Origin of the sequence: Pseudomonas fluorescens (assembly GCF_040448305.1) — a bacterium.
Taxonomy (GTDB): Bacteria; Pseudomonadota; Gammaproteobacteria; order Pseudomonadales; family Pseudomonadaceae; genus Aquipseudomonas; species Aquipseudomonas fluorescens_BH.
Genome location: NZ_CP148752.1, coordinates 2,524,750 through 2,545,191 on the forward strand (window position 1 = coordinate 2,524,750; position 20,442 = coordinate 2,545,191).

Here is a 20,442-nt window from a genome sequence, read left to right on the forward strand (position 1 = left end):
CGAGTATTTTTCGCTTCGGCATGCTGCCAAACAACAAAAAACACAGTGGATGAAAAAGCATGAGCCACGATTACGCGACTATCGCCAGCGAGCTGCTTCATAGCCTCGGTGGTGCTGACAACCTTGAACAGGCCGCACATTGCGTCACGCGTCTGCGCCTGGCCCTCAAAGACCCACAGCGGGTCGACAGCACGACGCTGAATCAGATCGACCTGGTCAAAGGCTCGTTCTTCACCGGCGGCCTGTTTCAGATCGTCATCGGTCCCGGCGAAGTCGAGAAGGTTTACGCCGCGCTGCGCGAGCAGACAGGGCTTGCTGCGTCGACCATCGCCGACGTGAAACAAAAGGGTGTCGATAAAACCAATGCCATGCAGCGTCTGGTGCGGGTGTTCTCCGATGTGTTCATGCCGATTCTGCCGGCGCTGATCATTGCCGGCCTGCTGATGGGGGTGAACAACCTGATCGGCGCCAAAGGCATGTTCATTGCCGGCAAGACCCTGCTTGAGGCCTACCCGACGCTGGACGGTGTCTGGAGCCTGATCAATCTGATGGCCAACACCTCGTTCGTGTTCCTCCCGGCGCTGGTCGGCTGGTCGGCAGCCAAGCGTTTTGGCGGCAGTGAAATCCTTGGCATCGTGCTGGGTCTGATGCTGGTTCACCCGGACCTGCTCAACGCCTGGAACTACGGTAAGGCGGTGGCCGGGCTGGACGGCCAGAGCCTGCCGTATTTCGATATTTTTGGCTGGTTCAAGATCGAGAAGGTCGGCTACCAAGGTCAGATTCTGCCGATCCTGCTGGCCGCCTACGTCATGAGCGTCATTGAAAAATGGCTGCGGGCGCGGGTACCCAATGCCATTCAACTGCTGGTGGTGCCGATTACCACGATCGTCGTGACCGGGGTGTTGGCGCTAGCCGTGATCGGTCCGGTGACCCGTCACCTGGGGATTCTGATCACTGAAGGCGTGGTGACCTTGTTTGACCTGGCGCCGATGGTCGGTGGGGCCATTTTCGGTCTGCTGTATGCGCCGCTGGTGATTACCGGCATGCACCACATGTTTCTTGCGGTCGATTTGCAGCTTATTTCCACTCAGGGCGGCACCTTCATCTGGCCGATGATCGTCATGTCCAACCTCGCACAAGGCAGCGCGGCACTCGGAGTGTTCTACATGACCCGCAGTGCGCGGGATAAAAGCATGGCCTCGACCTCAGCGATATCCGCCTATTTCGGCATCACCGAACCGGCGATGTTCGGCGTCAACCTGCGCTACAAGTTTCCGTTCTACGCAGCGTTGATCGGCTCGGCGCTGGGCTGCATGTTCCTGTCGCTGAACAAGATTCAGGCCTCGGCGATCGGTGTCGGTGGCTTGCCCGGTTTCATCTCGATCATCCCGCAGTTCATTCCGATGTTCGTGGTCGGGATGGTCATCGCCATGGTCGTGCCGTTCGTTTTGACCTGTGGCTTGAGCATGAAGATTGTCCGGCCTGGATATCGAGTCGCCTGACAGATCGCTATCGCGAGCAGGCTCGCTCCCACATTGGGATGCGATCAACTGTGGGAGCGAGCTCGCTCGCGATGAGGCCCTCAGGGCCAGTACAAAACCAATTGAAGGAATACGCCATGCAAGACTGGCAACGTTCGGTGATCTATCAGATCTACCCGAAGAGTTTTCACAGCCACGCCGGCAACCCCACGGGCGATCTGCTCGGGGTGGTGGCCAAGCTCGATTACCTGCAATGGCTGGGTGTCGATTGTCTGTGGATCACCCCGTTCCTGCGTTCGCCCCAGCGCGACAATGGCTACGACATCAGCGACTACTACGCCATCGACCCGAGCTACGGGACCATGGCTGACTGCGAGTTGCTGATCGCCGAGGCTGGCAAACGCGGTATCAAGTTGATGCTCGATATCGTGGTCAATCACACCTCCATCGAACACCAGTGGTTCCAGCAGGCCCGCAGCAGTCTCGATAACCCGTACCGCGACTTCTATATCTGGCGCGATCAGCCGAACAACTGGGAATCAAAGTTCGGTGGTTCGGCCTGGGAGTTCGAGGCGCAAACCGGTCAGTACTACCTGCACCTGTTCGACCACACTCAGGCCGATCTGAACTGGGATAATCCGCAGGTGCGCGCTGAAGTCTTCAGGATGATGCGCTTCTGGCGTGACAAGGGCGTCGGCGGTTTCCGCCTGGACGTGATCAACCTGATCTCGAAGCCGGCGGACTTTCCCGAGGACAACAGCGACGGTCGGCGTTTCTACACTGACGGCCCGAACGTGCACGACTACTTGCAGGAAATGCACCGCGAAGTCTTCGAAGGCCATGACCTGATCAACGTCGGCGAGATGTCTTCCACCAGCCTGGAACATTGCATTCGTTACTCGCGAGCGGACTCGAAAGAACTGTCGATGACCTTCAACTTTCATCACCTGAAGGTTGATTACCCGAACCTGCAGAAGTGGGTTCGCGCTGACTTCGACTTCCTCGAACTCAAGCGCATCCTTTCCGACTGGCAGACCGGCATGCAGGCCGGTGGCGGCTGGAATGCACTGTTCTGGTGTAACCACGATCAGCCGCGAGTGGTTTCGCGGTTTGGTGATGACGGCGAACACCGCGTGGTGTCGGCGAAGATGCTCGGCACCGCGCTGCATCTTCTTCAGGGCACGCCGTTCATCTATCAGGGTGAAGAGTTGGGCATGACCAACCCGGGCTTTGAGAGCATCGAGCAGTACCGCGATGTCGAGACGCTGAACATCTTCCGGCTCAAGCGTGATGCCGGGGAGTCCGAGGCATCGAGCATGAGCGCGATCATGCAGAAATCCCGCGACAACAGTCGCACCCCGATGCACTGGAACATGCAACCCAATGCCGGTTTCAGCAGTGCCGAACCCTGGATCGGCGTGCCGGCCAACGCCATGCAGATCAACGTCGAAAACCAGCTCGACGACACGACTTCGGTGCTGCACCACTATCGCCAGTTGATTGCCCTGCGCCACAGCGAACCGCTGATTCAGGACGGTGTGTTTCGCCAGCTCCTGCCCACGCACCCGCAGGTCTGGGTGTACCTGCGTGAGGGCGAAGGTGAGCGCCTGCTGGTGGTGAATAACTTCTATGGCTCAGCGTGTGAAGTCGAGTTGCCGGAGCAGGTAATCACCGACTGTATGTTGCAGCGCCTGGTGATCAGCAACTTCCCGGATTGTGAGGCACGTAGTCGCCAGCTGTTCCTGCGGCCATACGAGTCGTTCGTCTTGCACCTGACCGACCACTAAAAAACACGCACTTCAAACAACGCGCAGAGCACTGCGTGGGGTTTCTTGCGCGCAGATTTTACCGGATGAGCACAATAAAAATAATGAGATGCCTCTTGATAACAACAATTAATCGCAAACTTGCAGCATCGTGCGCATGCCTGATATTGCCGTTCTCGGCCCAGGCTTTGGAGTTCGCCGGTTACTTGCGTAGCGGCGTCGGGACTTCGGTCAACAGCGGTTCCCAGCAGTGTTTTCAACTGCAGGGTGCCCAGTCGAAATACCGCTTGGGCAACGAATGCGAGCAGTACGCCGAGCTGGAGTTGCGTCAGGACGTGTACACCCTGGATGACGGCTCGGTGCTGAGCGTCGACGGCATGGCTTCGTTGTACAACCAGTACGACAAAGACCTGACGTTCAACGGTGATAACGGCTCGGTGCGCATGCCGCAGATGTACGCACAATGGTCGAACTTGCCGAGTCTCAATGGTGGTTCGTTGTGGGCCGGGCGGCGTTACTACAAGCGAAACGACATCCATATTTCCGACTTCTACTACTGGAACCAGAGCGCCACGGGTGGTGGTATCGAGGATGTGAAGATCCGCGACCTGAAATACAGCTACGCCTTTTCGCGCAAGGACAACCTGTACCAGAAGGATTATGTCACCCGGCAGGATTTCAACGTCGCAGGTTTTCAGACCAACCCCGGCGGTGAACTGGAGTTTGGCCTCAGTTACATCGATAAACCTGACCGCAGCGATGCGCACGCAGGTTGGGCCATCACCGCCCAGCATGTGCAGAAAAACTTCCTCGGCGGTAAGAACAAACTGGCGCTGCAATACGGCGAAGGGCCTGGCACCGGGTTGGGTTACACCGGCGATGTGGGCCTGGACGACAGCAACAGGAGCTACCGGCTGGTGGAGTTCTTCGACTGGCAAGTGACACCGCGTTTTGGTGGTCAGGTCGAAGCGGTCTATCAGAAGGATATCCGCCCGGACGGTAACGGCCAGAACTGGATTTCCCTGGGCGTTCGCCCGGCTTACGCGATCACCGATCAATTCAAGTTGGTGACTGAACTGGGACACGATCAGGTCGAGGCCCCAGGCGGTACGCGCAAGTTGAGTAAATTCTCCTTTGTCCCGACCTGGTCGCCAAAAGGCCCGGGGTTCTGGGAACGTCCCGAGGTGCGTGTGTACTACACCTATGCCACCTGGAACGAAGCGGCCAAACGTGCGGCCAATGAACTGGCACAAGGTTCAGCGTTGTCCGATACCGGCGCGTTCGGCACGGCGCTGCATGGTGCGAACGTCGGATTGCAAGTCGAGTACTGGTGGAAATAAGCGATGCTGTAGGAGCTCGCGCTCCATCGGCACTTCAAAGAACAAAACCGCAGGTGAAGTCATGACCATAACCCAACCATTGCAATTGCTGGCGCCGCTGTCCGGGGTGCTGGTGCCACTTGATCACGTGCCGGATCCGGTGTTCGCCAGCCGGGTGATCGGCGACGGCCTGTGCATCGATCCGACCTCGCAGACCCTTTGCGCGCCGTTGGCCGGCGTGATCAGCAACCTTCAACACAGTGGCCATGCGATCAGCATCACCGATGACAGCGGCGTACAGGTGTTGCTGCACATTGGTCTGGACACCGTGAACCTGGCGGGTAAGGGGTTTAGCGCCTTGGTCGAGCAGGGCCAGCGTGTCGAGGCCGGACAGCCGTTGATCGAGTTCGATGCCGACTATGTAGCCCTGCATGCCCGCAGCCTGTTGACCTTGATGCTGTTGGTCAGTGGCGAGTCCTTCAGCCTGCTGACACCTGACAATGGTCTGGTGGCGTGTGCCCAGCCCGTGTTGCGCCTGAGCCTCGGCGATCCGCGTTCCAGCGTTGCGCAGGAGGAGGGCGAAGCGCTGTTCTCCAAACCGGTCCACCTGCCCAACGCCAATGGCCTGCACGCGCGGCCGGCGGCGATCTTTGCGCAGGCGGCGAAAGGTTTTGCGGCAAGCATTTGCCTGCACAAGCAGCAGGACAGCGCCAACGCCAAGTCCCTGGTGGCGATCATGGCGTTGCAGACGGTTCACGGCGATGCGCTGCAGGTCAGTGCAGTGGGCGAAGATGCCGAATTGGCAATCAGCACGTTGGCCCAACTACTGGCGGATGGCTGCGGTGAGGCCGTGACTGCGGTGGCGGTCGTAACGCCGGCGGCTCAGGTGCAGGAGGTGTCGACGAAGCTGTTGCGCGGTGTCTGTGCTTCGGCGGGTTCAGCCTTTGGGCAGGTGGTGCAGGTGGCTGAGCGCACCCTGGAGGTGCCTGAGTTTGCCGCGGATCAACGCGTGGAGCGCGAGTCGCTGGAGCGTGCGCTGACCCGCGCGACGCAGGCACTGCAACACTTGCGCGACAACGCGAAAGGCAAGGCGCAGGAGGATATCTTCAAGGCACATCAGGAGTTACTGGAAGACCCGAGTCTGCTGGAGCAAGCCCAGGCCCTGATTGACGAGGGCAAGAGCGCGGCGTTTGCCTGGAACAGTGCTACTGAAGCCACCGCTGCGCTGTTCAAGTCGCTGGGCAACACCTTGTTGGCCGAGCGGGCGTTGGACCTGATGGATGTCGGCCAGCGCGTGCTCAAGCTGATTCTCGGGGTGCCGGACGGTATCTGGGAGTTGCCGGACCAGGCGATTCTGATTGCCGAACAACTGACACCGTCGCAGACCGCTGCCCTGGATACCGACAAGGTGTTGGGTTTCGCCACCGTGGGCGGCGGTGCCACCAGCCATGTGGCGATACTCGCCCAGGCCTTGGGTTTACCGGCGGTGTGTGGTTTGCCGGTGCAGGTGCTGTCGCTGGCCAGCGGAACCCGGGTGCTGCTCGATGCGGACAAGGGTGAGTTGCACCTGGACCCTGAACTGGCGGCTATCGAACAGCTGCACGGCAAACGTCAGCAGCAACGGCAACGGCATCAGCGTGAACTCGAGCAGGCTTCGCTGGCGGCCTGTACCCGTGACGGCCATCACTTCGAGGTGACGGCCAACGTTGCCTCGCTGCTTGAGGTCGAGCAGGCGATGGCGCTAGGCGGCGAGGGTGTCGGTCTGCTGCGTTCGGAGTTTCTTTATCTGGAGCGCAACAACGCGCCCAGCCATGACGAGCAAGCGGTCACTTACAGTGCCATTGCCCGGGCCCTTGGGCCAGAGCGCAATCTGGTGGTGCGCACACTGGATGTGGGCGGCGACAAACCGCTGGCCTACGTGCCAATGGACAGCGAGGCCAATCCGTTTCTGGGCATGCGCGGAATTCGCTTGTGCCTGGAGCGTCCGCAGCTGTTGCGCGAGCAGTTCCGGGCAATTCTGAGCAGCGCCGGTCTGGCCCGTCTGCACATCATGCTGCCGATGGTCAGCCAGTTGTCGGAGTTGCGCCTGGCGCGGCAGATGCTGGAAGAAGAGGCGCTGGCGCTCGGGCTCAAGGCGCTGCCGAAACTGGGCATCATGATCGAAGTCCCGTCCGCGGCATTGATGGCGGACCTGTTTGCCCCCGAGGTGGATTTCTTCTCCATCGGCACCAACGACCTGACCCAATACACCCTGGCCATGGACCGCGATCACCCACGTCTGGCCAGTCAGGCCGACAGTTTTCACCCCTCGGTACTGCGTCTGATCGCCAGCACCGTGAAGGCCGCCCATGCCCATGGCAAGTGGGTCGGGGTGTGTGGCGCGCTGGCTTCGGAGACTCTGGCGGTGCCGCTGTTGCTGGGGCTTGGGGTGGATGAACTGTCGGTCAGCGTGCCGCTGATTCCGGCGATCAAGGCCGCGATTCGCGAGGTCGAGCTCAGCGACTGTCAGGCCGTCGCGCATCAGATACTCGGGCTGGAGAGCGCTGAGCAGGTCCGCGAGGCCTTGTCTTCGCAGCAGCAGGCGATGGTCGAAACTTCACAGGTGTTGGAGAACTGAACATGTTCGAGAAAATGCAACGGGCGTTCTGGAAGGCATTGACCCCGGATCTGCTGGTGGAAGAGCCGAAGGTGGCTGCCAGGCTTTCTACGGACCTGCCGTCGAGCGTGGTCGCCGCGCTGGGTGGGCTGGATAACCTGGCGTCGCAACAGCGCATTGCGATAACGCGAGTGCGGGTCCAGTTGCGTGATGTAACCCGACTGGACGAACAGGCCTTGCGTGCGGCGGGTGTGCCGGGGGTGATGGTGCTGGCGGATGGCGTGGTGCATGTATTAACCCGGTGCCCAAAGTGGGACTGACGGCCTGCGCGTGATCCGCGCAGGGTTCGCTGTCGTTCACCCGCTCGTGCCGCTCAAAGGTTCATATCAATGCAGTTCCAGTGCATTATTTTTGCACCATAGCCACCCGACGACCGCTCATGAAGCACAGGAGCCCACCCATCGCGGTCAGTGCGCTCAAGGCATAGAACATCGTGGGTGCGGGGGTGTGCATCAATAGAAAGCCACAAATCACCGGGCTCAGGGCGCCACCGAGGGCCGCGAGGTTCTGGGCTCCGTAATAGCTGCCGCGCAGCTCTTCCGGGGCCAGGGTGTCAACGAAGAGGAACTCGGCCGGGTAAATGATCATTTCACCGAGGGTGAAGATGAACATCGCCACGCACCAACTCACCATGCTGTCGGCCAGGCTGAAGCCGATCAGGCCAAGGATGAACAGGCTGGTGCCCGCGGCAATCCAGTAGCGCAGCTTCTCGCGATTGAGGAACCGGCCGATCTGGTACTGCAGCAGGATCACGCTGATGGCGTTGCAGGCGAGCAGGGCGGCCATGATTTCCAGGGCGCGTTTGGAATCGTGGGTCACCAGCAGGTATTGCGACAAGTAGAGGGTGAAACGCCCGTGCACCACGGTGCTGAGCAGGCAGCCGCAAGTGAACATGATCAGGGTGCGGTCGTTTTTCAGGGTGACCAGGGTTTTCAGGAAACTCTGGGGTTGCCCGATGGCGGGTGTCTGCGCCGAATCCCTGGGAATGCCGATCATCAGGAAGATGCTGAAGAACGCGATGCCACCGGCAATCAGGAAGGGTGCGATCGGATAGACCCCGGCAATCACCACGCCGAGCATGGGGCCTGTGGCATAGCCGATGTTGGTCAGCGTGTAGCGCAGGGAAAACGCCTTGGCCCGCTGGCCCATGGGCAGGTTTTCGCTGAGGATCGCTTTGGAGCCGATGAGGAACAGCGCTGAAGCGGTCTCGGTGATCACCAGGGTGGCGGTGGTCAGGTAGAGGTTTTCGGCAAAGGTCAGCAGCACGAAGCCGATGGCGCTGGAGAGCATCGCCAGGATCAGCAGCCGGCGCTTTTCCAGGCGGTCGATGATATAGCCGCCGTAAAGAGCCAGCAGGGTGGCGATGAACACCGCGATACCGAGCAGCAAGCCAACGTCCTGTTGGTTGAGGCCCAGCTTGTTGCTCAGGAACAGCGTGAGCAAGGGGCTGGTGATGGCGCGGCTGACCACGATGGTCAGTGAAACGATCATCAAGCGGCGGATAACGAGCGAGTAAGTGGCCACGGTGGTGCAAATGTCCTTATTCAGATTCTGTAGTGTTCGCCGATGTACCGAGTCGCGGCCATTCGCGAGCAGGCTCGCTCCCACAGGGGAATGCATTTCAACTGTGGGAGCGAGCCTGCTCGCGAAGAGGTCTGCATAGATAGCGCGAGATTCAAGCCATCCACCGATCCAGCGAACGAACCGATTCAAGTGCGTCAAGCCGGCACAACTGCTCAAACAACGCCTGCGCCTGCTCCCGCGGCATCACCCGCGTCGCCAAACTGAAAAACTTCTCCGCAAGCAGCTCATCACTCAGCGGATTACCCGGCGCGCCCAACGGCACTTCAACGCACAGGCTCGCTTGCCGACCGTCCACGGTCCGCAGTGTCACCACGGGCTCGCCATCCTCGGACAGTAGCGGGTCCACTTCAAGGCGAATGCGTGACATCCACTGGACGATGCGTGGATCGTTGCGCGCTTCATCGTCATAGGCCTGCAATCGACAATGACCATGTACCAGCCGTGCCGCCAGTGCATACGTCAGGCTCATCTGCGCCGCGGCGAGGGTGCCGACATCCTGGCCGCCACACATGTCCTTGAGAAAACTGCACAGCGAAACCTGTATGTCTTCGACCTGATCGACCGGCACATTCAATTGGTCGAGCAAAAGCCCCAACGCATCGATGGCCGAATGCGTGCCGCGACACGAGGCGTAGGGCTTGATCGAGCAGCGGGCGAGTTTCCATACGGCACCGAGATCGGCATCCAGTGCTTCGGGGGTTGAGGTGGCGCTGGCAAGTGTCTGCAAAAAGCCGCCCCAGACATCCTCGAATAACCTTGTTGGACCACTGATGCCCTGCTGCGCAAACCGCGCCGCCAGCAAACCCCCTTCGGCGGCCCGGCCACTGTGCAGTTTTTTACTTTGCGAGCCGTCGTGGATGAAAGCCCACAAGCCACCGCTGAAGCTGCCGGCGATGCCCAGTGCCGACAAGGTTTGCCCGGCATTCAATCGAAAAATCCGTGCACTGGCGGCTGCCGCGCCGAACACCCCGCAGGTCGCCGTGGAGTGCCAGCCAGCGCCGTTATGGGCTGAGTAGCCGCCGCAAGCTTCGAGCACCCGGCGCCCGACTTCGTAACCGATCACCACGGCCGTGATGAACTCGCGGCCGCTCACCGGTTGCCCGGCCATCGACACCGCCGCCATGACCGCCGGCAGCACCACGGCGCCGGAGTGGTCGCAGCCACCGGTGTCGTCCAGTTCCAGGGCATGGGCGGCGATGCCGTTGAGCATGGCTGCCTGAGCGGCGCCGACCCGCTGGCGAGTGCTCCAGACCAAGGTGTCGCCCGTTTCGTCTTCGAATACCTGCCGTGCCGTTTTCGCGACTTCGCTGTCTGCCCCGGCGAGGGTCGCGCCGAAAGTATCGAGGATGTGGCGCTTGGCTTGTTCCACCAGTGCGGGCGGCAGGTCCTCGAACCGCGTATCCACGCAAAATTTCGCCAGTCGTTGCATGCGCTCTGTCATAGCACGTAGTCCCGATAATGCCGCTCATACACCGACGCCGGATGATCTTCAGTGATCGGCGCTGCGGATTGCGCCCACCACTGGGCGACATCAGCACCGGTAGCGATCCACACGTCATCGTGCTGCAAAATCCCTTCGAGCAACTCACGCAACACACCAATGCGCCCCGGCGTAGCGATGATTTCCGGATGCAGGCGCAACACGTAGCACAGGCCGAAGCGATGAAACCCGGCGAAGTCCATTTGCAGGTTGCCCAGGGTGTGGCTGTAGGATGCGATCCGCGATTGCGCCGGCGGCACCGCCGGGCTGAGATTGAAGGCGAAGTAGGGTTCATCCTCCAGTTCGTAATGCAGGGGCAACTCGATCACGTCGGGCGCGGTCGGGTGAGCGAACGGCAAGTCATCACCACGCCAAGACGACGACCAGCGAATGCCTTGATCCCTCAACGCCTCGATGAAGCCCGGTGCACCGTTGCCGGCGGGGATGCGCAAACCGGTGGGACGCTGACCGGTCAGCGCCGTCAACGCCGCGCATCCTTTGGCGATGTCGGCGCTCTGCGCGGCGAGGTCGAGGGTGTCGTAGTTCTGATGGTGATACCCGGCGCAGGCAATCTCATGCCCGCCCGCCTGGATCGCACGAATATGCTCGGGGTTTTCCTCGGCGACGATACCGGGTACGAACCAGCTGCTGGAAACACCGAGCTCCTTGAACAGAGCGAGCAAACGCTCCACGCCGCGTTGGGTGCCGTAGCGCCAGACCGACAGGGTCTTGTCGCGTCCGGCAACTTGCGGGGCCTGGGTGAGAATGCCGTGGACGTCGTTGTAGTCGACGGTCAGTACCACGGCGCAGCGGTAGCCCTTCGGCCAGACAGTGGAATCAACCATGGTGATGTTCCTTCAGCCACCACTGGGCGACGTCACGGCAGGTGGCGAACCAGACGTCGTCGCGTTGGCGCATGTGTTCGAAGAGTTTTTCCAGCAACAGGATGCGTCCTGGTTTGCCGGTGATCTTGGGGTGGAACAGGGTGGTCAGGCACAGCCCTTCATCCATGGCGCCGTCGTATTCGCGGCACCAGTTGTCCAGGGTCAGGGCGTAGCTGGCGGTACGGTCCAGCCCCGAAGGGAAGTCCGGCGCGCGGGTATAGGCGATGGAGGCGTAGTCGTCCATTTCCCAGCGACCGGGGATTTCCACCAGCGGCGTGGCGTGGCCCGGAACATTCACCAGGTACGGCCGGTCATCGCCGCGCATGCTGCTGGAGTAAGTCACGCCGGCCTCTACCAGCATCGCCGGGGTTTCGGCCCGCCAGTCGCCGGACGGCGTGCGGAAACCTTCGGCGCGGATGTGCAGGTGCTTCCAGAACACCTCGCGGGACCGCTTCATCACGTCCTTTTGCTGTTCCAGCGTCAGGGCGTAGAAGGATTCGTGTTTGTAGCCGTGATAAGCCACCTCATGCCCGCGCTCGACAATCGCCTGACACTGTTTCGGCCAGTTCTCCACGACCCAGGCCGGGACAAAGAACGTCGTCGGCAGACGGAATTCGTCGAGCAGATCGAGAATCCGCGGCAGCGCCCGGTACGGGCCATAACCGCCGAAGCCGAAATACTCGGGCTTGCGCCAGATCGAGCCGTTGAGCATGGCATCGCCGGTGGGGCCGTCGAGGTCGAAGGCCAGGGCCAGGCAGGCTTTGTGCTGGTCAGGCCAGGTGGGTTGGGGTGAGGAGGACATCGTTAGTGCTCCGACGATCTATAAACAATCACAAGACCTTGTGGGAGCGAGCCTGCTCGCGATGAGGCCAGTACATTCAACATCTTCATTGACTGATACACCGCTATCGCGAGCAGGCTCGCTCCCACAATGGATTTGGGACGCCTTTGCAATTACTTCCCGGCGTTAACCGTCACCGTCTTGATCGCACCCAGTTCCAGATCCCACTTCTTCAGGATCGCCTGGTAACTGCCGTCATCGACCATGCTCTGCATCGCCACTTTCACCGCTTCACTCAGCTCAGGCTTTTTCTTGCTCACGCCCAGCCCGGTGAACTGCTTGGAAATCGGCAGGCCCACGGTTTTGTACATGTCCTTTTCCTGGGTCTTGAGGTACGGCAGGGTTTCGCTGCCCTGCATGGCCGCGTCGATACGGCTTTGACGCAGTTGCGCGCGGGCGTCTGCCGAGCCTTCAGTGCCGATCACGTTGATCGCAGGCTTGCCGGCGGCTTCGCAGTTGGCCTTGCTCCACTCGGCGATTTCCGCCGGGAAGGTGGTACGTCGGCTGGTGCCGACTTTCTTGCCGCACAGGTCGATGATCTCGTTGGTGTCCTTGTTTTTCTGCAAGGTGTAGAACTGCGGACCGCTGGTGAAGTAGTCGACGAAGGTCACACTGGCCTGACGCTCGGCGGTGTCGGTCATGCCCGACATCACCATGTCGACGCGGTCGGTGGTCAGCGCGTTGATCATTTGCTCGAAACCGGTTTCCTGCCATTTGATCTTCACGCCCAGGCGTTCGGCCAAGGCGTTGCCCAGGTCAACGTCGAGGCCGGTGAGGGTGTTGGTGGCCGGGTCCTTGAAGTCCATCGGCGGGTAGTTCGGCATGATCGCCACAACGACCTCGCCCTTGGCCTTGATGCTGGCCGGCAATTCGGCAGCGAAGGTGAAGCCGGATGCCATAACGCCTGCGAGTACAGCTGGAATAACGAAGTTCTTCATGGTCGTTCTCTTATGAGTGTTGTGAGGCAGCTCTTGATTTGCGAGCCAGGCCCTTAGGTTCGAACGGCAGAAATGAAGCTTTGGGTGCGTGGGTTTTGCGGACTTATTAGTATTTCTTCGGGGCTTCCAGCCTCCACGATCTGTCCTTCGTCCATGAACACCATGCGGTTGGAAACCTCGCGAGCGAAGCCCAGTTCATGGGTGACGACGATCATGGTCATGCCGGTCTGCGCCAGATCGCGCATCACCGACAGCACCTCACCGACCAGTTCCGGGTCGAGTGCCGAAGTGGGTTCATCGAACAGCATCAGCTTGGGGCGCATGGCCAATGCACGAGCAATGGCGACGCGTTGTTGCTGACCACCCGACAGCTCGATCGGGTAGCTGTTGCGTTTGTCGGCCAGGCCGACGCGGGCGAGCAATTCCAGGGCTTCTTCGTGCGCCTCTTTGGGCGAACGCTTGAGCACCTGGCACGGCCCTTCGATGATGTTTTGCAGCACAGTCATGTGCGGGAACAGGTTGAAGCGCTGGAACACCATGCCGGTCGCCAGGCGCTGACGGGCGATCTGCGACTCGTTGAGTTCGTGCAGTTTGTTGCCGGCGATGCGGTAACCCACCAGTTCGCCGTCGACCCACAGGCCGCCCTTGTCGATCTTTTCCAGCTGGTTGACGCAGCGCAGCAAGGTGCTCTTGCCGGAGCCAGACGGGCCGATGATGCACAGCACTTCGCCTTGCTCGACTTCGATGTTGATGTCCTTGAGCGCGTGGAAATGGTCGTAGTACTTGTTCAGGCTCACGGCCTTGACGATGCTTCTCATGTGCGGCTCCTCAGGAACGCTTGCCGGCGCCGCGGGCGAAACGACGCTCCAGACGGCTTTGACCAAAGGACAGGACGGTGACGGTGGCCAGGTACCAGATACCGGCGACGATCAGCAGCTCCATCACGCGGGCGTTGGCGTAGTAGATGTTCTGCGCGTTGTAGAGCAGTTCCGAGTACTGGATGACGCTCGCCAGCGAGGTCATTTTCACCATGCCGATGAACTCGTTGCCCACCGGTGGAATGATGATGCGCATGGCCTGGGGCAAGATGATCCGGCGCAGTGCTTGCAGGCGCGGCATGCCGATCGACTTGGCGGCTTCATACTGCCCGGTGTCCACCGAGAGCAGGCCGGCTCGCACCACTTCGGCGGTGTAGGCACCCTGGTTGATGCTCAAGCCGAGCAGGGCCGCCACGAATGGGGTCATCAGGCTCACGGTGTCCATTTCGAACAGGCCGGGGATGCCGATGGTGGGGAAGATCAGCGCCAGGTTGAACCACAACAGCAGTTGCAGAATCAGCGGCGTACCGCGAAACAGCCAGGTGTAGATCAGCGCCACATAGCGCAGGATCGGGTTGGCAGACATGCGCATGATCGCGGTGATCACGCCGAACACGATGCCCAGCGCCATTGCCAGTACCGCCATGACGATGGTGTTGAGCAAGCCCCACATGATCGCCTGGGAGGTGAGGAACTGGCCGATGTACGACCATTCGATCTTGCCTTCGGCGAAGGCGCGCACCAGGCCGATAATCGCGATGACGATCACCGTGGCGAAGAAAATCCGCCCGTAGTAACGCCGCGGTACATGATCGTACTGGGTGATGTCGAACTGGTTTTCCGCCAGTTTGCGCTCCGCCTGGAGTCGTTCTGCCTGTGTCTGGCTCATGTTGTTTCTCCGAACTCGGTTTCAACGCTATCCCTGTGGGAGCGAGCTTGCTCGCGATAGCGGTGGGTCAGTTCACATTGATGTTGAATGTGAAACCGCAATCGCGAGCAAGCTCGCTCCCACAGGTTTTGCATCACTGCTTAAAGGCGGAAGCCCTGATAGTCCTCGGTCCATAACTGCTGGGCGGCGAGGGCGGTTTTCAGGCGGCCGATCTGTTCGCGCACCTGTTGTGGCGCGGTCCCGCCCCAGCCGCTGCGGGCGGCGATGGCGGCTTCGAGGGTCAGGCTTGCGCGTACTTCTGGTGTGAGGCGCGGGTCGATTTCCGCCAGCAGTGCCGGGGAGGCTTCCCACAATTCGATGTCGTGTTTCTCGCAAGCCTGGACCAACGCACCGGTGATTTCGTGAGCTTCCTTGAACGGCACGCCGCGCACCGCCAGCCAGTCGGCGACTTCGGTGGCGAGGGTGAAGCCCAGCGGTGCCTGGCGACGTAGCTCTTCGACGTTGACCGTCATGGTCGCGACCATTCCGGCCATGGCCGGCAGCACCAGCAGCAGGGTGTCGACGCTGTCGAGCACGCCGTTCTTGTCTTCGCTCAAGTCGCGGTTGTAGGACAGCGGCAGGGATTTGAGGGTGGACAACAGGCCGGTCAGGTTGCCGATCAGGCGACCCGCCTTGCCCCGCGCCAGTTCGGCGATGTCCGGGTTTTTCTTCTGCGGCATGATCGAACTACCGGTGGCGTAGGCATCGTCCAGCGCGACCCAGCGGAATTGCCGCGACGACCACAGGCAGAACTCTTCGGCGAGGCGCGAGATGTTGATGCCGAGCATGCTGGCGATGAACAGGAACTCGGCGACGTGATCGCGGCTGGCCACGGCGTCGATGGAGTTTTCGCAAACACCGCTGTAGCCCATTTCTTTTGCCGATTGCTGAGGTAAACGAGCGATAGCCGAGCCAGCCATGGCCGCCGCACCGAGTGGCGACAGCGAAGTGCGCGCGTCCCAGTCCACCAGGCGCTGCACGTCGCGCAGCATCGACTGGGCGTGGGCCAGCAGGTGATGAGCAAACACGATCGGTTGTGCCTGCTGCAGGTGGGTGAAGCCGGGGCAGATGCTCTCGATGTGTTGCTCGGCCTGGTCCACCAGCGCCTGCTGCAAGCCCAGCACTTCAACGGCCAGGGTGCGCACGTGGTCACGCAGGAACAGCCGCAGGTCGTTGGCGGTCTGGTCGTTGCGCGAACGACCGGCGCGCAGCTTGCCACCGAGGGTGCCAAGGCGTTCGGTCAGCAGGCGTTCGATGAAGGTGTGGACGTCTTCGTCGTCCAGGGTCGGGGCAATGCTGCCGGCGCGGAAGTCAGCGCCGATACGTTCCAGGGCGTCGAGCATGGTCTGGGTTTCTTGCTCGCTCAGCAGTCCGGCGCGCTGCAGTTCCCGGGCATGGGCCTTGGAGCCGGCGAGGTCGTACGGGGTGAGCCGGAAGTAGCGCTCAGGGCAACGGGACAGGGCCGCCAAGGCTTCGCTAGGGCCGCTTTTGAAGCGAGCACCCCAGAGACGGTCGGTGGTTTGAGACATTGTTGTTTTCCTCGTCGGTAACGCGAACTGAAATGGGTATGCCGGGCCGCAACGTCGCTAAAAAGTCAGCGAACGAAATCAGGCCAGAGCAGTTTTCAAGAGGGCAGTTGCATCGTTGCGAGAGCTGATCGAAGTGTCAGCTTTTAATGTTTTGAGATCAGTGGTTTGGCACTGATGTTCGGGGTTTATTGGCGGTTGCCAAGCCTGGTTTTCTGTGTTCATTATTATTAGGCCAGCTATATTTTTGTTGTTGGGCACAGATTGTTGAATAGGGCGCCAGAGGTAAATAAGCATTATGGAAACCCCACTTTCCAATTCCGGAAACCCGCCGCCGAAAACGCTGCAACGGGCACCGCTGGCCCTCAGCGGGCTGGACTTCAAACTGCTCAAAGTGTTCAAGGCCGTGGTCGAGGCAGGTGGCTTCAGTGCCGCGCAAAATGAGCTGAATGTGGGGCTGGCAGCCATCAGTAAACAGATTTCCGACCTGGAAATCCGTATCGGTATGCGCCTTTGCACGCGGGGGCGAGAGGGCTTTCACCTGACGGAAGAAGGGCGTCTGGTGTATCAGGCGTCGATAGACTTATTTGCCTCGGTCGACAATTTTCGCGACCGTCTTAGTTCAGCGCAAAACGAACTTGTCGGTGATCTTGGTGTGGGGGTTATTGATAACACTATCTCTGACGCCAATTCGCCGTTAGTTGCCGCGCTTAGACGTATAAACGAACAATCTCCCAAGGTTAGATTTCAACTTCAGGCCACGCAACTTGATGAGGTTGAAAGAGGTGTCGTCGAGGGGCGGTTGGTGGCGGGAATTGTGCCGGTTTATCAAAAACGCGAAGAGTTCGATTACTACGAGCTATACGAAGAACGCTCGGAGGTTTATTGCGCGCTCGGCCACCCGCTGTTCTCCATGGCGGACGCGGACATGGGTGGTAATGTGCTCAAGGATTACGAGTGCATCAACCATCGCTACGCGATTCATCGCGACAAACTGAAATTTGCCCACTACGACAGCTTTTCGGCCTCGGCAACCCAGGTGGAGGCCGTTGCGCTGCTGATCAAGACGGGTCGTTTCCTGGGGTTCCTGCCCCAGCATTACGCCGCACCGATGGTGGCGCGGGGAGAGTTTCGCGCGGTGCGCCCGGACCTGATCAACATCGTCACGCCGTTCAGTCTGATCCTGCGCCATAACACTGTGCGCAGCCCCTTGGTGAAGGCATTTGCCCAGGCACTGGGCGTGGATTTAAAAGCCTCGGTTTGATTGTTCGCCGCGTTGAACACTAACTAACGAACACTGGCGGCCAATGGGGATGATTGGACCAGGTTTAAGGCTTCAGCACTTGCAGCAACACGAAATCGTTTTTATCGAAACACCCGCTCAATACTGCTTGTAGAGTTCCCAATGCCGTGCCGTGAAGAGCGCGATAATCGCTGAGATCCATCATCACACAAGCAGGCGCCGCAACACTTTCCAGTCCCAGGAACGATTGGCTGAAGACTGGTTGCAAGTCCTGCGATATTGACCATGAACTTGATCACCTTGGCGTCCTTATCCGGCCACGCTCTCCCGCGGTGAAGCGCAACGCGTGGCCCCGGCCGGTGATACCCCGGTGCTTGCGGCTGCCACCGACGGAATCGAATTTCGCAGAGATCAGCTGTGAACAGGTACAGGCTCCACAGACTTTCGCCCGGCGTCCGTCCTGCTACCGCCTATTGGCGGCAGCCTTATCGGCGATCAGACCTCGCTGATATTGACCCAGCGCTGTTCCCGCGCCGCCAATCGAATCGCCGTCGCCAGCCGCTCCACTTCCAGGGCTTGCTCGAAGTCGGTGCCGGCTTGTCCGTGCCCGGCCAAGGCCATGATCAACTCATGCACTTCCAGCGTTTTCAACTCGTTGTAGCCCAGCTGATGCCCCGGCGCGGGACTGAACGCTGCATATCCGGGCAGGTTCGGCCCGGCCAGTAAACGCTGGAAACCGTCCTGGCCGACACGGCACAGGCGTAACTCATTCAAACGCTCCTGATCGAATGACAGGGTCCCTTGGGTGCCACTGATCTCGAAACTCAGGTGATTCTTGTAGCCGTGCTTGAGCCAACTGCTGCTGAAGGTGCCACGCGCGCCGCTGGCAAAGCGCAGTAACGCATGGGCCTGATCGTCGACGGCAATTGTGCGTTGTTCCTGGCTACCGGCTGTGGCCGGGCGCTGGCGGTGCACGGTCTGGGAATCGGCGCATACCGCTTCGACATTGCCGAGCAGATAGCGCGCCATGCCCAGCAAGTGGCTGCCCAGGTCCGCCAGCGCGCCACCGGCATGTTCGGCCTCACAGCGCCACGACCAGGGTGACGCTGGATCGGCCATGAAGTCTTCGCTGAATTCGCCTTGAAAGCTGATGATCTCACCGAGTTTGCCGCTCTGAATCAACTCCCGCGCCAGGCCGATGATCGGGTTGTGCTGGTAGTTGTAGCCGACACGGGTGACCACGCCCGCATCCTTGGCCGCCAGGTGCATGGCGTTGGCCTGTTCGAGGTTCACCGCCAGCGGTTTTTCGCAGTACACCGGTTTGCCAGCGGCAAGCGCGGCCATGGCCATCGGGTAGTGCAGGTGGTTGGGGGTGGTGATGGCGATCAGGTTGACCTTGGGGTCGTCGATCAATTGCTGCCAGTCGCCATAGGCCTGCTCAAAGCCCCAGGCAGTGGCGCATGCCTGGGCACGAACGGAATCGGCGTCGGCCAGGGCGGCGAGGCGAAGCGTGAAGGGCAGTTCGAATGCTGCGCTGACGTTGCGAAAGGCCAGGGCATGGGCACGCCCCATGAAACCCGTGCCGATAAGTCCGATTCCGAGTTCGCGCATGACAGGATCCTTTGGTTTTTGTTTTCAGGAAACCCGTTTATAGAATAAAAATTCCTTTTCATCAATTATGGAATAAATATTTACATGTGGCCGCTGAGCGCTCGCGTGCAAACGCGGGAGTTCTTCGCTGCGCGCGGCGCCGTAACGCCAGTGTCTCGGTCAGTCTTCGAACCCGACCTGCTCGTGAATCTCATCGACTTTCAATTCCAGTCGATAAGCCACGGCGATAAACAGCGCCTGACACAGGCACAAGGTCGCACTCAACGAGCGGAAGGCAAACGAGCTGCCTTCGTTGACCAGCAGCACGGTGTTGGCGCGCTTGGCCAAAGGTGAAAGGTTACTGTCGGTGATGATCAGGGTTTTCGCCTGATGATGCTGGGCGATGCGCAGGCAGTGTTGGGTTTCCTTGCCATACGGCGTGAAGCTGATGGCGATCACCAGGTCATTGGCGCGCACGCTGCGCATCTGCTCGCGGTAACTGCCGCCGAGCCCCGATACCAGGTGGATGCGCTTGTTGGTGTGTTGCAGGTTGTAGACCAGGTAATCGGCCACCGCGAACGAGCGGCGCACGCCGACCACGTAGATGTTGTCAGCGTTGACCACCAGATCCACGGACTTGTCGAAGGCCTGATCATCGAGTTCCAGCCCCAGCCGTTCGATGCCCGACAGGGTGGCGTCGATGCATTCGCGCGCCAGGTCGCCGCCGCTGGCCTTCTGTGACTTGTTGGCGATCATGCTGCGAATGCGCTGCTGGTAGTTCTGCACCGGCGTGGTCTTGTGGGTATACGCCTCGCGAAACAGCGCCTGCATTTCGCTGAAGCCGCTGAAGCCGAAACGCTGGGAAAACCGCACGATGGCCGACGGGTGCACTTCGCATTCGCGAGCGATGTCGCTGATGCGGTCGACCATGATCCGGTCGCTCTGCTGGCTCATGTAGCTGGCGATGCGTTTGAGCTGGCGCGGCAGGCTTTCGTATTCATCGGTGATCAGCTGCAGCAGACGCTCGGCATTGATCGGGGGGCTGGTGAGATCGCTGTCGGGCGTGCTCTCGGTCGTAGCCGGCTGATCGGTGCGGGACATTGGGGAATCCTTCTGGCTTGTTCTTATAGGGCCGATTTTTCACTTCGTCCCCTGACAATAGGTTGGCTGTGCGCAGTCTACAGGGTAGGCCCGAATAAAATCTTGAGCTTGCAGCAGTGTGAAGCTTGCTGAAACGATGCACTGCTTCTGGAACGCATGTGCCAAAGCTTATTGGAAAAAATATTCCATGTAAAAATATTTGGAATAATTATTGATTATTCGGTCCCGGTCGTTTTAGTCTGCATCCACCAAGAGTGTTCGGTACGGCCATCGCCCCGAACGCAGGC

General features: G+C 60.2%; 16 protein-coding genes and 1 pseudogene. 6 read left to right on the plus strand and 11 right to left on the minus strand.

Annotation, left to right across the window (positions count from 1 at the left end):
- The first annotated feature begins 59 nt into the window (after nucleotides 1–59).
- The 5 genes from treP to WHX55_RS11525 all read left to right on the plus strand — a co-directional run bounded on the left by treP (nucleotide 60) and on the right by WHX55_RS11525 (nucleotide 7,482).
- Nucleotides 60–1,502 (plus strand): PTS system trehalose-specific EIIBC component, encoded by a 1,443-nt coding sequence (gene treP / locus WHX55_RS11505; protein ID WP_150752351.1) that lies wholly within the window; start codon nucleotides 60–62, stop codon nucleotides 1,500–1,502.
- A gap of 116 nt (nucleotides 1,503–1,618) precedes the next feature.
- On the plus strand, nucleotides 1,619–3,268 hold the full coding sequence (gene treC, locus WHX55_RS11510; RefSeq protein ID WP_353742637.1) for an alpha,alpha-phosphotrehalase: 1,650 nt from the start codon (nucleotides 1,619–1,621) through the stop codon (nucleotides 3,266–3,268).
- Nucleotides 3,269–3,363: 95 nt separating this feature from the next.
- Nucleotides 3,364–4,587, plus strand: a complete 1,224-nt coding sequence (locus tag WHX55_RS11515; RefSeq protein WP_353742638.1) for a carbohydrate porin — start codon at nucleotides 3,364–3,366, stop codon at nucleotides 4,585–4,587.
- A 61-nt stretch (nucleotides 4,588–4,648) separates the two neighbouring features.
- Complete coding sequence (gene ptsP / locus WHX55_RS11520; RefSeq protein ID WP_353742639.1) at nucleotides 4,649–7,183, plus strand: phosphoenolpyruvate--protein phosphotransferase; 2,535 nt, start codon at nucleotides 4,649–4,651, stop codon at nucleotides 7,181–7,183.
- A 2-nt stretch (nucleotides 7,184–7,185) separates the two neighbouring features.
- Nucleotides 7,186–7,482, plus strand: a complete 297-nt coding sequence (locus tag WHX55_RS11525; protein WP_150752349.1) for a PTS transporter subunit EIIB — start codon at nucleotides 7,186–7,188, stop codon at nucleotides 7,480–7,482.
- An 85-nt stretch (nucleotides 7,483–7,567) separates the two neighbouring features.
- On the opposite strand, the gene WHX55_RS11530 is transcribed toward WHX55_RS11525, so the two are convergent.
- The 8 genes from WHX55_RS11530 to argH form a co-directional block, all read right to left on the minus strand.
- Nucleotides 7,568–8,746: an MFS transporter gene (locus WHX55_RS11530; protein ID WP_150752348.1), complete on the minus strand. Its 1,179-nt coding sequence runs from the start codon at nucleotides 8,744–8,746 to the stop codon at nucleotides 7,568–7,570.
- A gap of 151 nt (nucleotides 8,747–8,897) precedes the next feature.
- Nucleotides 8,898–10,247, minus strand: a complete 1,350-nt coding sequence (locus tag WHX55_RS11535) for an MmgE/PrpD family protein (protein WP_151213040.1) — start codon at nucleotides 10,245–10,247, stop codon at nucleotides 8,898–8,900.
- Complete coding sequence (locus WHX55_RS11540) at nucleotides 10,244–11,131, minus strand: polysaccharide deacetylase (protein ID WP_150752346.1); 888 nt, start codon at nucleotides 11,129–11,131, stop codon at nucleotides 10,244–10,246. The genes WHX55_RS11535 and WHX55_RS11540 overlap by 4 nt, the downstream gene beginning before the upstream one ends.
- Nucleotides 11,124–11,972 carry a polysaccharide deacetylase gene (locus tag WHX55_RS11545; protein ID WP_150727265.1) on the minus strand — a complete coding sequence of 283 codons (849 nt, stop codon included), beginning with the start codon at nucleotides 11,970–11,972 and terminating at the stop codon, nucleotides 11,124–11,126. Before WHX55_RS11545 ends, WHX55_RS11540 begins: the two co-directional genes overlap by 8 nt.
- A gap of 152 nt (nucleotides 11,973–12,124) precedes the next feature.
- Nucleotides 12,125–12,949, minus strand: coding sequence for an ABC transporter substrate-binding protein (locus WHX55_RS11550; RefSeq protein WP_150727266.1), 825 nt, complete (start codon nucleotides 12,947–12,949; stop codon nucleotides 12,125–12,127).
- 53 nt (nucleotides 12,950–13,002) lie between these two features.
- Nucleotides 13,003–13,767: an amino acid ABC transporter ATP-binding protein gene (locus WHX55_RS11555; RefSeq protein ID WP_150727267.1), complete on the minus strand. Its 765-nt coding sequence runs from the start codon at nucleotides 13,765–13,767 to the stop codon at nucleotides 13,003–13,005.
- Nucleotides 13,768–13,777: 10 nt separating this feature from the next.
- Nucleotides 13,778–14,656 carry an amino acid ABC transporter permease gene (locus WHX55_RS11560; protein ID WP_150727268.1) on the minus strand — a complete coding sequence of 293 codons (879 nt, stop codon included), beginning with the start codon at nucleotides 14,654–14,656 and terminating at the stop codon, nucleotides 13,778–13,780.
- A gap of 140 nt (nucleotides 14,657–14,796) precedes the next feature.
- Nucleotides 14,797–16,224 (minus strand): argininosuccinate lyase, encoded by a 1,428-nt coding sequence (gene argH / locus WHX55_RS11565; protein ID WP_150752345.1) that lies wholly within the window; start codon nucleotides 16,222–16,224, stop codon nucleotides 14,797–14,799.
- A 295-nt stretch (nucleotides 16,225–16,519) separates the two neighbouring features.
- Between argH and WHX55_RS11570 the strand changes: the two genes are divergently transcribed.
- Entirely contained in the window at nucleotides 16,520–17,485 is a 966-nt protein-coding gene (locus WHX55_RS11570; RefSeq protein ID WP_150727270.1) for a LysR family transcriptional regulator, read from the plus strand.
- Between the two features lie 64 nt (nucleotides 17,486–17,549).
- Here the strand turns inward: WHX55_RS11570 and WHX55_RS11575 are convergent.
- The 3 genes and pseudogenes from WHX55_RS11575 to WHX55_RS11585 all read right to left on the minus strand — a co-directional run.
- Nucleotides 17,550–17,775 (minus strand): annotated as a pseudogene (locus WHX55_RS11575) (glycosyltransferase); the annotation flags it as partial.
- A gap of 184 nt (nucleotides 17,776–17,959) precedes the next feature.
- Nucleotides 17,960–19,075, minus strand: a complete 1,116-nt coding sequence (locus tag WHX55_RS11580; protein WP_353742640.1) for a Gfo/Idh/MocA family oxidoreductase — start codon at nucleotides 19,073–19,075, stop codon at nucleotides 17,960–17,962.
- A gap of 159 nt (nucleotides 19,076–19,234) precedes the next feature.
- On the minus strand, nucleotides 19,235–20,155 hold the full coding sequence (locus WHX55_RS11585; RefSeq protein ID WP_353742641.1) for a MurR/RpiR family transcriptional regulator: 921 nt from the start codon (nucleotides 20,153–20,155) through the stop codon (nucleotides 19,235–19,237).
- Nucleotides 20,156–20,442: the final 287 nt, after the last annotated feature.